Here is an 11,787-nt window from a genome sequence, read left to right as displayed (position 1 = left end):
CAAACTTTCAATGAAGACCAGTTAACGACAAATTTTGGGCAGCCACAAAAGCACGGTCTTTGACCGTGCTGAGTATAGAATTGTTGTTACTTGTCAGTGCTTATTCTTGTTTGATGGCAGGTGCTTACACTTATTTACTCGGTTATCGTGGTAAGCTACTTTATCAATATAGACAGCAGGTGTCCGAATACCAAATGAAGTTGGCAACGTATCAAAAACAGCAGATAATTTCCGAGAATCCCCCTGAAATTAAAACACAAGAATCATTAATAAATATTAAATTGCGTTATCAACTGTTGTCAGATTTGATGTCAAATCGAGTTAGCCCAATCGGTCATTCTCAAGCACGGCAAGGTGTGAGCGAAGAAGAATTTATGCGATACTTACAATGCTATTTTACTACCACAGTACAGGGGGTTCAGTTCAAGATTCCGATGTCAAAGAAGTCTTATTCGGCAGACTTTACTATTGTCCATAATATTTCAGGCATTAGTATTGATGTGGAAGTGGATGAGCCTTACGCTGGCTTGTCTTTGAAACCAACACACTGCTGGGATGAAGATAGCGATTGCCGTCGCAATCAATTGTTTAATGAGTGGGGCTGGATTGTAGTGCGATTTACGGAAAGACAGGTAGTGCAAGCACCGTTAAGTTGTTGTAAATTTATTGCTATGGTGATTGCACAAGTGACGGGCGATCGCTCTTATTTGGAACTACTAGAATCACAACCGGATTTACTTCCCGTTAAGCCTTGGACAAGCAAAGAAGCTAGACAGATGGCCAAACAGAGATATCGTCAGACTTATCTAAGACAGAAAATAAATAACAGATAAATTATAGAATCCGATCGTCGAGTTTAACGTAATGTAATGTATGCTTGAACTGAAATAAAAATCGTAAAAAGGGACAAAATGTGCAACAACCTATTTTATTAATTAGAGGGCGTAAGAGTGATTTTATAACAGCAAATTTAGTTGATTTGGCTCAAAAGCACGTTGAAGATTTTGAATTGCTGTGGCGCGAGCAACTTCAGACTTTCACTCAGTCAGACAAATATTGGGATTGGTGGTTCAAGAAACGAATTTCTATTTCTAGAGATAACTATGAAAGCTACGCGATTGAATGCGAAGAAAAGACACAAGGATTGATGACGATCGAAACCCAATGGCATCGTTCGCAAGTTTCCCCAGAGCAAAGAATTGTATACGTCTTTGCTCTGGCAGCTGCTCCTTGGAATAGAATAACAATTCAACAACCGCCAGAATTTAAGGGTGTCGGTACTGCTTTGCTGCTGTTTGCCAGACAGCGAAGTGTAGAATTAGGCTATTCCGGTCGCGTAGGATTGCACGCCTTACCAGGTGCAGAAAGCTTTTATGAGAATAGAGGGATGTTAAATTATGGCGCTGATGAGGAAAAGGAAAATTTAACTTATTTTGAGTATCCGTCACTACAACGCAGAGTTTAATAAATATTGTCACTCATTTGACGAAATTTAAACAAAGTTGGATCATAAAATTAAAGGATACAAAAATGGAAAAAGCAACTGAAGAGACAGCAGTTAATTTGATGCAACTAATGTTAGACGAAGACTGGGTTAGGGAAGCTGTCCGTATTGAGGAAGAAGCTGGATGCGATATTGGAGCAGGTTTTGATTTAGGAGCTAATTTAGGAGAATTTCTCCAAAACCCAGCTGGATTTGCTCGCTTGTTGGAGTTGCGCTCGCTCATCATGAGTGAGTTCCTTAAGCTACTGGCTTCTTGGGATTTGGGTGCGTCCATGGAAGCAGCAGTAGCTTGTGGCAGACAATTACTGATGGAGCGGTTACTCCATCCTTCTCCAGAGGCTCAACAACAACTGTTGGCAATGTTGTTGTCCCAAGAACTAACAGCAGAAGCGGAGACGACAAAAAAGGATGATCCCGAACTGCGCTTTCTGGTGCGATCGATTTTAACCCATTCTGATTGGGATGCGATCGCTACGGCAGCCGCAAATGCTATTCGCGAGCAAGTTATGAGGCAGCAGGTGGGTGTCTGACAACCAGAATTTTCTACTTAAATATTGAAAGTATTACTTTTAACTAAGTAGAATTGTGCGCCATGGCGCACATTTTCGATTGGTGATGCTGGACTTAGTTGAGCGTGGCCAGAGCATCTAGCTCGTCAAACCGTTGTCTGCGGGACAGTTCTTGCCAAAGTTCAGGCCATCGGTTTAAGGTAGGGTCTTTCCTCATTACCAACTGAGCAGCTTTTCTCGCTTGTTCCAGCAGTGCTTGGTCTTTCACCAAATCAGCTAAAGCAAATTCAGGCAATCCCGCTTGCTTAGTTCCCAACACTTGACCTGGGCCTCGCAAACGTAAATCCATCTCTGCAAGGAAAAAACCATCTTGCGAAGTCTCCATTACCTTCAGCCGAGTTTTAGCATCCTCAGATCTTGAATCGCTCACCAGCAGGCAGTAAGATTTGTGAGTACCTCTGCCAACTCGACCCCGCAGTTGGTGCAACTGGGATAAGCCAAATCGTTCGGCGTGTTCGATTAGCATGACAGTGGCGTTCGGAACATCGACACCCACTTCAATCACTGTAGTTGAAACCAAAATCTTCGTTTGCTGGTTGCGAAAACGCGCGATCGCAGTTTCTTTCTGGGCCGCACTCATACGACCGTGCAATAATCCAACTTGGTGATGAGGAAAGACATTTTCACTCAAATGTTGATGTTCCTCAATAGCAGCTTTTAAATCCAGCTTTTCTGAAGTTTCGACCAATGGCAGAATAATGTATGCTTGACGACCTCGTTCTACTTCTCGATCGATTAAATGGTAAGCTTTATTTCGCGTTCGCTCGGTCAATAGCTTAGTTTCGATTGGTTGTCTCCCCGGTGGCAGTTCGTCGAGCAGACTAATATCTAAATCTCCATGCAAAGTTAACGCTAGAGTGCGAGGAATGGGAGTCGCCGTCATCGTTAGCAAATGGGGAGTAATGCCTTTTTGGGATAATCTAATTCGCTGAGAGACTCCAAATCGATGTTGTTCGTCAATTACCGCTAACCCCAGGTGCTTAAACTTGACTGGATTTTGGATCAAAGCGTGAGTACCAACTAGCAATGACAATTTCCCTGATTCTAGTTCTTGCAGGATGCACCGACGCTCTCTAGTTGAAGTGGAACCCGTCAGCAATGCGATCGATATTCCCAGCGGTTCGAGCCATGCTGATATTTTACGAAAGTGTTGCTGTGCCAGCACTTCAGTCGGTGCCATCAGTGCCACTTGGTAGCCAGACTCAATTGCCGCTAGCATCGCAACTGCGGCGACTACAGTTTTACCAGCACCTACATCCCCCTGGACTAGCCGATTCATCGGAGTAGACCGCTCCAGATCGGATAGAATTTCATCAATCACCCGCTGCTGTGCTTGGGTGAGGGTAAACGGTAGCCGTTGGTAGAACAGATCCAGCAGTTTTCGAGTGGCTATCAGCGGATATCCTGGCTGTTGTTGCAAGGAGTAGCGGCGCTGCAACAGTCCCAGTTGCAGGTAAAAGAATTCATCAAATGCCAATCTTCTGCGAGCTTTTTCCAAGCTATCGCTGTTTGGGGGAAAATGAATGTGTGCGATCGCTTCTGCCAGATCGATCAGTTCAAAACGAGAACGCAGTTTAGTTGGAAGCGGATCGAGCAATACTTCAGCTTGTGCGATCGCTGCTTCTGTACAATGCCGAATTAACTCATTTGTGACGCCTTTGGTTAAGCGATAAATGGGTGTGATTGAATTGGTACTAGCTTTAGCATCTGCCAAACTCACTACTTTGATAGTAGGGTTATTGATGGTTAATCCATAACTATCTTGTTTGACTTTGCCTGTTACTAATACGATCGCACCTGGATTGTAGAGGTTGTATTGTTCGGTTCGCCATTGTTGCGAGCGGTAATAGCTATGATTGTAGAATTGGGTGCAGGTAATTCGGCCTGTCTTATCTCGAATAATCCATTTTTGCAAGGTTAATTCTGGTTTTTTACGGCTATTAAAGATGACGTGGTTAACTATTTTACCAGCGATAGTAACGTATTCTCCTGTGTGAGCTTCGCTAATGCGAGTGCGTAATATTGACAAATGCTCTGTAGGAAAATAGTAGAGCAAATCGGTAATCGTATTCAATCCTAATTGCGCTAATTTTTTAGCATCGGTAGTGGTTATACCAAGCATTTTTTGTAAGTTAGGTTTGACCGAAAGGTTGTTCATATCGAAATTGGTTAGGTTGAGTCGAATCAAACGAATAGCGCTGTAGCGTTAGCATCGGTTCGTTTTTTCTAATAGCGAAGCGTTAGCTTCATTAAAAATGAAGGAGTGAAGAATCTTTTCCTCACTCCTTCATTTCCATCGAAATAGCTTTAGGGTACAGTAGCTTTTTCTTTGATGTGATTGTTGGTTATTCTTTGTGGTTGAGATAATTCAGACGATCGCTTATTCAGACTTCGGTCAATAATTCCTTGCCAAGTAAATTTCAACACAGAGGCTACTAACTTTTGTGCTGTCAGATCGCCTTTAAGTGCTAGAGACATCCAAAAAGCAAATGCCAAACTTAAACTAATTGGTGTTACAGGTGCAACGTTTCCTTCTACCAATAGCTTTTCGGGTAATATTTCTTCGTCTAGCTGCCTTACAAAATATTCAAGTTTTTCGGCTGTAGCAAATTTTAAAACAGCGTTCAACTTGGCTCCCACTACTGCTGCTGTTGATTCAGCGGAAGTGCAGTAGATAAACGAGCTACTTTCTGTTGGCACTTCTATCAATTCGACGAAAATTGGGTCGTTTCCTGGTTGAAAAATATGATGCTTGGCTATTTCCATTGTTGAATTCCTTAAACTTGGAGATTTTTAGAGCTTTCTAAAAGAATCGTAGTTTTTGTGTTTTAAATAAACTTCGCCAAAGCAGGTAATTACATTTAGTTAAAATTACCCCCTCTGGTTGGAGGGGATGCGATTTAATCTAGTTCTAGCTGAATTTGGCGTTGTTGCTGTTGTTTGTCAAAAGCTTGGAAGTTTTCTATATCTAAGTCGGTAATTTTGCAAGCGTTTAAGTGATAGGTTCCATCGGGGGCAAAAGCAGCTTTAAGAATTTCACCCCTATCAATGTCTCTAATTGAGAGAGTTAATTGAGGTTGATTCCATAGAATGTGGTATTGACCGAGTGTTTGGCGATCTGATTCGACAGCAATTAAAGCATCTAAAGCAATCGCAATTATCGTATCTATTTGACTGCTCTGTTCAACTTTGGCTTCGCTGAGTTGTTCAGTAGGGTTATAAGGATTTGGCTGAGGCTGTAGAGAAAGCGATCGCACTTTTGGATTAGCTTTTGATAAATTACTATCATTGCTATCAAATGTGTCCGAGGTAATCAAATCAACTGTAATGGTATCTGTATGCGTGTTTGTTTCGGGTAAAGATTTGCCCGTCAGAAGTTCGTTAGAGTCAGCTATTACTTCTTGTTGTTGCGTGAGCATCTTCAGAAGCTCGTTATCCTCTGAGTTATAGCTAATACCTCGATATTTCTGCAATCCGTGAAAAGTATATGCTTTACCCAATTGAGTGCCATTAAAAGCAATGCCATTTAGTTGGTAAGAAATGCCTTTAATGCAGCCAGTTCTTGTCATTCTAATTTGAACTTCTACACCTTCAGACTGCAATCGTTCTATCAATTCTGGCATGGTCGATCGCTCGGCAACGCACTCATCTATTAGGGATTGCAATTGCACGCGCACGCTCTTTTGCCCGCTGTCGCGATTTTTCCGATATTCTCCTGTTGTCTGCGCTCGTTTTTCTGATTCCCAACTGGGTGCTATAGTTTCTAAACTGTACTTAGTTTCTAGCGCTCGAATTACTTCTTGGCTTTTGTAATAATCCCAGCTATCATCTACTACTGTTCCATCAAAGCGAATGCGACTGCCTACAATGTGGATGTGGTCGTGTTCGGTATCGGTGTGTTTGGCTACAACATATTGGTTATTATCGAATCCTATTGCTTTCATGTAGTCGTCTGCTATACCACACCAACGTCGATCGTTTTCTGCATCTGAATCGAGTTTTTCTTTGGCGTCTACTGACAAAGTGGCATGGAATACTGCTATTTTGAGATGTGGTTTAAGTTGTCTGGTAATGGCAAATTCGGTACTGAGTGCTTCAGGAGTTTGTCCGCACATAGTACCACCAATTATGTAAGCGCCTTTCTTGCCAAGTACGTAATCGAGACAGCCTCTAAATCCTTTACCTTTGATTTGTTTCCCGATCATCTATCTTTGTGTTGATTGAGCGATTGTAGCTGCAATAGTTTGAATTAAAGTTTGGTTTTCTTTGAGTAGTTGTTGAATGTTTTGTAATAGCGATCGATTCACTGCTACTGGCTCTCCTAGCATGACGGAAGTGTTACAAGCTTTGGCAATTTGATTGAGGTTGTTACCTGCTTGGCGTAGTTCGTTATTAATTTGGCATAAGACTTGGTACGCTTTGAGGTCGAATGCTGCTAGGGGACGGGGCATTGCTCGTCTTGCTAGAGTACGACGGACAAATTCGCTCATGGTTAGATTAACTTCTTGGGCTAAAGTTTCGATTTGTTCGTACTCTGCGTCAGTTAATCTCAATTCAAACCTTTTTGACAGTACTTCTTTACATTTACTATGCTGCTTGTTTTTGAGTTTCATAGCGTATTATCTACTATCTAAAAGTTATCCCATGTTAAAGAAAAATTTAATTTTCTGAAAACCTCTTACAAGTTGAAATTTTCCCCCTCTAACGATTCCCTCCAAATGGAGGGGATTCATCGTTAAAGTTTTTAAGCGGGACAATATCTGTACTTTATAGATGAGGCGGCTTGGCGAGCGATCGCATTTTCTCAAATCGCACAGATGTTTCTATGTAATAGACACCCCAGATAGTGCAAGTAAGGCTATTCCCTGCCTCAAAGTATCATTCCATTTCCCACTAGGTCTTTGCTTAATATTCTGTTAATTTTGTAGTATTAGCACCTACAAAGCGTAATTAAATCTAATAAAAAGCTTAAACTGTCTTTATCCCTCCGTTGCGGTTGGGTTTCCGCTTTCATGAGGGGAGTCTTTGATTATTATCTAGGCAATAAAAAGCCAATTTGTACGGATAATACCAGCAGCAAACCATCTTGTTAAGAAGCAGTGCGAAGCGAGCGCAAGTATTCTGGATAAAAAACACATCCTTGCCATCAGTCGCTGCTGTTGATAGTTTCTTCGTTGGCAAGAAACGCGCAAACAAAGCTAAAGTGGCGGCGAAAAACGGAGATTTAATTGGCAACCGCAACAGAGAAGCACTGATAATGCTTTGGCACTCCTGGGGCATACATAATTGTCAAATCCTTGGTATATTTAGTGTAAAAATATTCGTTAAGTTTGGGCAAACTAAACTCGTATTGAATGATTGGGAATCATGCTTGACTATCGCGATGCCGATCTAGAGGTTAAAAAAGCGATCGCTGTTGCTTTGGACACGCCTGCTGATGTTCTCCAACAGCTAAGTAGAGACACCGATGCTTCTGTTCGCTCTTTAGTTGCCAGTAATCCCAATACTCCAACTGAGATTTTACTGAAGCTGGGAGAAGAATTCCCCGAATTAATTACTGTCAATCCAATTTTCAATATGTTGCTGCTGGAGAATCCCGAAAGTAGCTTCGTGCGACTTTCACTGGCTCGTAGTTCAACCACATCTGAGGAAACATTAGCCAGATTATCTCAGACTTGGGAAGCAAAAGACCAGGAAATTTGTATTGCGATCGCTAACCATCCTAACACCCCCATTCATATTCTCGAAAAACTAGCTGTTTGGTATCCTAGAAATAATGAGTATTACGAGGATGGATATTTTTTAGGATACCGCGTGCATGAAAGCGTTGCCCTCAATATCAAAACGCCGCCTTCTTTACTAGAAAAACTAGCCTCTCATAATAGTATTAATATTCGTATAGCAGTTGCTAAAAATCAAAATACTTCACCAGGAATTTTAGAGAAGTTAGCAAAAGAGGGAGACCCAGAAATTCTACAAGCCGTTGCCAATAATCCTAAAACTCCTGTATTTGTGCTGGAGCAATTAGCGGCAGAAGACGAAGCAGAGATTCGTCAGGCTGTTTTGGAAAACCCAAATTTTTCAACCACAGCCGTGAAAATCGTTCAGTTTATAGGAGAAAAACCAGGAACTCCCATTCATCTTTTAGAAAGATTGGCATCTGATAGTCGCCTTCATGTCCGTCAATTAGTTGCAGATCATCCTCATACTCCACTTCATGTTCTAGAAAAGCTAGTTGAAGATAGTGATTTTAAAATCAGTCGCAGTATTGCCAATCATCCGAATATCTCATCGGAAATTCTGGAAAAGCTTACTTATATATTAGTTGAAAATTACAAGAAGCAAACAAAATTAGGCAAAACTTATTACGAAGAAGAACTCAATTTATTTGTAAATTTAATTCAACATCCTCACATTACTACAAAAGCACTTTTAGAACTAGCTAGCCTAGAAATAGGTAAAACAATGGAAGCAATCGCAAAGCTGACTACACCGCCTCCCAACATTCTGGCTAGGGTGGCACAATGTCAGAGAGTAAGTCTTCATTTTTGGGAACTTTTAAGCATAAATCCTAATACACCATCTGAAATTTTGGAAGATATTTTTGCACGCCGTCAAACTTTTATCGATTATCCAGATGTGGGTGATTATGCAGCCAATCTTGCTAGCAATCCGAATCTGCCTCTACATCTAATTGAAGAACTGGCACAGCATGAAAGTAGTTTTATACGTGCAGCAATTGCTGCTAATCCTCGCGCTCCAATTGACATATTGTGTAGGTTGGCCAACGACCTAAATTACCAAGTTGTTGGTGCAGTTGCGGCTAATGAGAATACACCTATTGATATTTTGTACTCCTTTTTAATTAAACGAGATTCTTTTTCTGTTGTCCAGATAGGTCTTGCAAAAAATGTGAAAACTCCCATAACTATTTTGGAAAGGCTTGCAGATGAAAAATATGGGGGAGTTCGAGTCAATCTTGCTAAAAACATCAGTACTCCCATTTCCATTCTTGAGCGTCTGGCCAGTGATTCAGTTGACAAGGTTCGCCAAGGCGTTACAGAAAATCCTCAAACGCCGACTCATCTTCTTGAACTATTAGCTAATAGCCCGGAAGAAAAAATTCGCGTAAATATTGCCAAGCACCCGAACGCTTCTTTTGGAACTCTGTTAAAATTGGCAGAAGATAATAGTACCATACGAGAGGCATTAGTAGAGCGAGACAATCTTCCTTCAACCATAATTGAGAAATTAGTTGGAATAATCCTAGCAGAAATTAAAGCCAAAATAAACTATTCTACTTACTCCATTCTCTCCAAGGTAGGAGGGCATCTAAATACGCCTATACCAATATTAGAGAAGCTGGCTTTGAACCTATGTGATGAGATCCCTGGGTACTTAGATCCTTATGGTTATCGTGATTATATTTTAGAAGCTATTGCCAAAAATATTAATACTCCTATTTCAGTTTTAGAAAAGCTGGCAAACATGGAGATAACTAACCCCTATCAGCTTCTACAAAAAACAGCAAAGAAAGCTTTGAAAGCTAAGTCAAACCCCTCTAAATAACGCCGCTAATAAGAGGAGAGATTCTTAATGGCGCAATTATCAACGATGCTTACGTAATTCGCGCCAAGTTAGTTGAAGCTCGCCTGAAGAAGGTCGATTCATTTTACGCCGATTTGGCCCAGAAATAGCTCCGCTGACACCAGCCGCTTGCGTAGCAGTTCAAACCATTTGTCAATGTACCCATAAGATTGCCGGGGCTTGACATCAACCGCGATGGGGCAATCACAATGCAAGAAGCTGCCGCCAAAGTCCGGCCATACCTTCCTTCACCCGCTTCTTATCGTTCTGAGCGAGGTTCTTGATTTGGCAGCCATGACTCTTGGGGCATTTGGCGATTACCTTTATTTGATACAGTGAAAGCAAGCCCGGTTCGCCAACTTTCCAAAAATTCGCATTTTCAATCGTTCTCAGTCAAAGTCCTGGGCGAATGGCTGCATCGCGGTAACGTCGAAAAATACTTCAAACATCGCTATTCATTTTTTAACTTTTCCATTGGCGACCTAACCGAATACTTTGTATTCCCGGAGAAGGAAGCCAAGGCCGTACTGCGGGATGCAGGGCGCATGGAGCTAAAAGGTTTATCAAAAATTGAGGCAGGCATCCTGGCAGGTGAACCCAGTCAAACCGAAAAATTGATTGCAGAACGAGAGCTTGCTAAGAACTACGTATTTATCCTTGTTGCTTAAGACCTCTCTAGCCCATTCGATCGCGCAATTGCAATCTTGGTAAAATTGCTCTATTAGATATCCTTCCCGGCGATACCAGACGTCGTATTTCTGTTTCTTTCTGCCTTTGGCTAGCGCTTCTTTTTGGGCTTCGGATGCGATTCTTTTGGGTCTAGCTGATTCCAAATTGTTGGGGTCATAAAGTTTTATTGTGTATTTTCTGGTTTCGATAAAGCCAACCGGGTCAACAGGCTTTAATCCCAGTTCGGCTAGCTGTTTCTGAGTTTTCAGTTCTGGGGGTGGTTCGTTGTTTCCGCTACCCCAGTATTTATACTCTTTCATGTTTCGATTTATAGCTTAGAATTCCAAACGAATTTATCAGCTATAAAATGCAGAAGCTATATAGCTACAACTTCTGCATTTTATAGCTGATAAATTCATAAATTGAATTTCCGTTGAGCGCCGATGTAAAGCGTCGTTGCGATCGCCCTCAAGCTTTCGGTATCGTCGGGGTCAATGCCTTCCACCCGTTCCCGTGCTGTTTTCAATACAAAGTTGAACAGGTCAGCCTGCTGCTGCACATAGATTGCGATCGCAACTTCCCAGCTTCATTCCAGGGTCAAGCCGTACCAGTGCCATCATCAAAAATCCGAATATGAGGGCAGCGCTGGACACGATCGCTTGGGCAGAAGGAACCTACCATAAACCCAACAGCGGTTACAACACTCTATTTGGCGGTGGTCAAATCTCCGACCTTTCCAAACATCCAAATATCTGCGTTCGGTTCGGCAAGACTTGCAGCACTGCCTTCGGACGCTATCAGGGATTGAACAACACTTGGTTTGGCAATATTATGGGTAACGCTGCCGTCACGCCTGACAATCAGGACAGGTTTGCAGTCAAACTGCTACGGGCTTGCGGCGTCGTGGATGACATCTTGGCAGGCGATAGCAGTTGGATAAGTACTGGCTGTGTCGGTCTCCCTTGGGCGTCGTTCCCCGTCAACCCTTACGGTCAGCCGCAAAAATCGAGCGGCGTTCTCACTGCACGATGGAAAGCATTCATGAAATAGTTAGACGCCATACAGACGCAAATCTAGACAAATAACCCCAAACACCGATGATGCTTGGGGTTTACTGTTGGAAAAAAGGGAATTTTTGGCAGAGTAAACCGTTGATGTAGCTTTGTGTGACGGCATAAGGTGAAAACGCTCTTTTCCTGTGGCTTTCGGGTACGAAGAATTCAAAAAATGGTCAACAGAATCGGTGGTTTCCCGAAAGACTAAAAAGATACACGCTTGGGTTTAGGGTATTTTACGGCTACCCTTTTTCTTTGCCAACTCGCTCGGAGAACATCAACGTGATTGACGAACAACATTCTCTGCTGAAAGCATCCGACATTAATAGACATCTCCAACATATAAACTAAATTGCGATCGCATAGGGTAAAATGGAGTTTTACCTTGCCAAAAATGAGCCAA

At 42.1% G+C, this 11,787-nt stretch carries 12 protein-coding genes; 5 read left to right on the top strand and 7 right to left on the bottom strand.

Annotation, left to right across the window (positions count from 1 at the left end):
- Positions 1-59 precede the first annotated feature (59 nt).
- The 3 genes from LAY57_RS33315 (at position 60) to LAY57_RS33305 (ending at position 2,034) form a co-directional block, all read left to right on the top strand.
- Positions 60-833: a putative endonuclease domain-containing protein gene (locus LAY57_RS33315; protein WP_249071482.1), complete on the top strand. Its 774-nt coding sequence runs from the start codon at positions 60-62 to the stop codon at positions 831-833.
- Positions 834-913: 80 nt separating this feature from the next.
- Positions 914-1,465, top strand: a complete 552-nt coding sequence (locus LAY57_RS33310) for a GNAT family N-acetyltransferase (protein ID WP_249071481.1) — start codon at positions 914-916, stop codon at positions 1,463-1,465.
- A gap of 65 nt (positions 1,466-1,530) precedes the next feature.
- Positions 1,531-2,034 (top strand): hypothetical protein, encoded by a 504-nt coding sequence (locus LAY57_RS33305; protein WP_249071480.1) that lies wholly within the window; start codon positions 1,531-1,533, stop codon positions 2,032-2,034.
- A gap of 94 nt (positions 2,035-2,128) precedes the next feature.
- Here the strand turns inward: LAY57_RS33305 and recG are convergent, their stop codons facing one another.
- The 4 genes from recG to LAY57_RS33285 all read right to left on the bottom strand — a co-directional run bounded on the left by recG (position 2,129) and on the right by LAY57_RS33285 (position 6,686).
- The gene (gene recG, locus LAY57_RS33300; RefSeq protein ID WP_249071479.1) at positions 2,129-4,231 is read right to left on the bottom strand and encodes an ATP-dependent DNA helicase RecG; all 2,103 of its coding nucleotides are present in this window, start codon (positions 4,229-4,231) and stop codon (positions 2,129-2,131) included.
- Between the two features lie 149 nt (positions 4,232-4,380).
- The gene (locus tag LAY57_RS33295) at positions 4,381-4,839 is read right to left on the bottom strand and encodes a hypothetical protein (RefSeq protein ID WP_249071478.1); all 459 of its coding nucleotides are present in this window, start codon (positions 4,837-4,839) and stop codon (positions 4,381-4,383) included.
- Positions 4,840-4,973: 134 nt separating this feature from the next.
- Entirely contained in the window at positions 4,974-6,278 is a 1,305-nt protein-coding gene (locus LAY57_RS33290; protein ID WP_249071477.1) for a relaxase/mobilization nuclease domain-containing protein, read from the bottom strand.
- A complete protein-coding gene (locus LAY57_RS33285; RefSeq protein WP_339389200.1) occupies positions 6,279-6,686 on the bottom strand; it encodes a plasmid mobilization protein in 408 nt (135 codons plus the stop codon). It abuts the gene before it with no gap.
- Positions 6,687-7,440: 754 nt separating this feature from the next.
- On the opposite strand from LAY57_RS33285, the gene LAY57_RS33280 reads away from it, so the two are divergent.
- The gene (locus LAY57_RS33280; RefSeq protein WP_249071475.1) at positions 7,441-9,642 is read left to right on the top strand and encodes a DUF2336 domain-containing protein; all 2,202 of its coding nucleotides are present in this window, start codon (positions 7,441-7,443) and stop codon (positions 9,640-9,642) included.
- Between the two features lie 581 nt (positions 9,643-10,223).
- Here the strand turns inward: LAY57_RS33280 and LAY57_RS33275 are convergent.
- Both LAY57_RS33275 and LAY57_RS33270 read right to left on the bottom strand, forming a co-directional pair.
- Positions 10,224-10,649, bottom strand: coding sequence for a hypothetical protein (locus LAY57_RS33275; protein ID WP_249071474.1), 426 nt, complete (start codon positions 10,647-10,649; stop codon positions 10,224-10,226).
- A 95-nt stretch (positions 10,650-10,744) separates the two neighbouring features.
- Positions 10,745-10,888: a hypothetical protein gene (locus tag LAY57_RS33270; protein WP_249071473.1), complete on the bottom strand. Its 144-nt coding sequence runs from the start codon at positions 10,886-10,888 to the stop codon at positions 10,745-10,747.
- A 5-nt stretch (positions 10,889-10,893) separates the two neighbouring features.
- Between LAY57_RS33270 and LAY57_RS33265 the strand changes: the two genes are divergently transcribed.
- Entirely contained in the window at positions 10,894-11,379 is a 486-nt protein-coding gene (locus LAY57_RS33265) for a glycoside hydrolase family 24 protein (RefSeq protein ID WP_249071472.1), read from the top strand.
- Between the two features lie 209 nt (positions 11,380-11,588).
- On the opposite strand, the gene LAY57_RS33260 is transcribed toward LAY57_RS33265, so the two are convergent.
- The coding region (locus LAY57_RS33260; protein WP_249071471.1) for a hypothetical protein at positions 11,589-11,787 on the bottom strand (199 nt) is incomplete at its 5' end.

This window comes from Argonema antarcticum A004/B2, assembly GCF_023333585.1.
Taxonomy (GTDB): Bacteria; Cyanobacteriota; Cyanobacteriia; order Cyanobacteriales; family Aerosakkonemataceae; genus Argonema; species Argonema antarcticum.
This window is presented reverse-complemented; position numbering and strand designations above follow the sequence as displayed.

Bases quoted from the DNA above. Each gene is read 5' to 3' on its own strand.
- LAY57_RS33305 (WP_249071480.1), top strand. From the start codon at position 1,531: ATGGAAAAAGCAACTGAAGAGACAGCAGTTAATTTGATGCAACTAATG.
- recG (WP_249071479.1), bottom strand. From the start codon at position 4,231: ATGAACAACCTTTCGGTCAAACCTAACTTACAAAAAATGCTTGGTATA.
- LAY57_RS33295 (WP_249071478.1), bottom strand. From the start codon at position 4,839: ATGGAAATAGCCAAGCATCATATTTTTCAACCAGGAAACGACCCAATT.
- LAY57_RS33290 (WP_249071477.1), bottom strand. From the start codon at position 6,278: ATGATCGGGAAACAAATCAAAGGTAAAGGATTTAGAGGCTGTCTCGAT.
- LAY57_RS33285 (WP_339389200.1), bottom strand. From the start codon at position 6,686: ATGAAACTCAAAAACAAGCAGCATAGTAAATGTAAAGAAGTACTGTCA.
- LAY57_RS33280 (WP_249071475.1), top strand. From the start codon at position 7,441: ATGCTTGACTATCGCGATGCCGATCTAGAGGTTAAAAAAGCGATCGCT.
- LAY57_RS33275 (WP_249071474.1), bottom strand. From the start codon at position 10,649: ATGAAAGAGTATAAATACTGGGGTAGCGGAAACAACGAACCACCCCCA.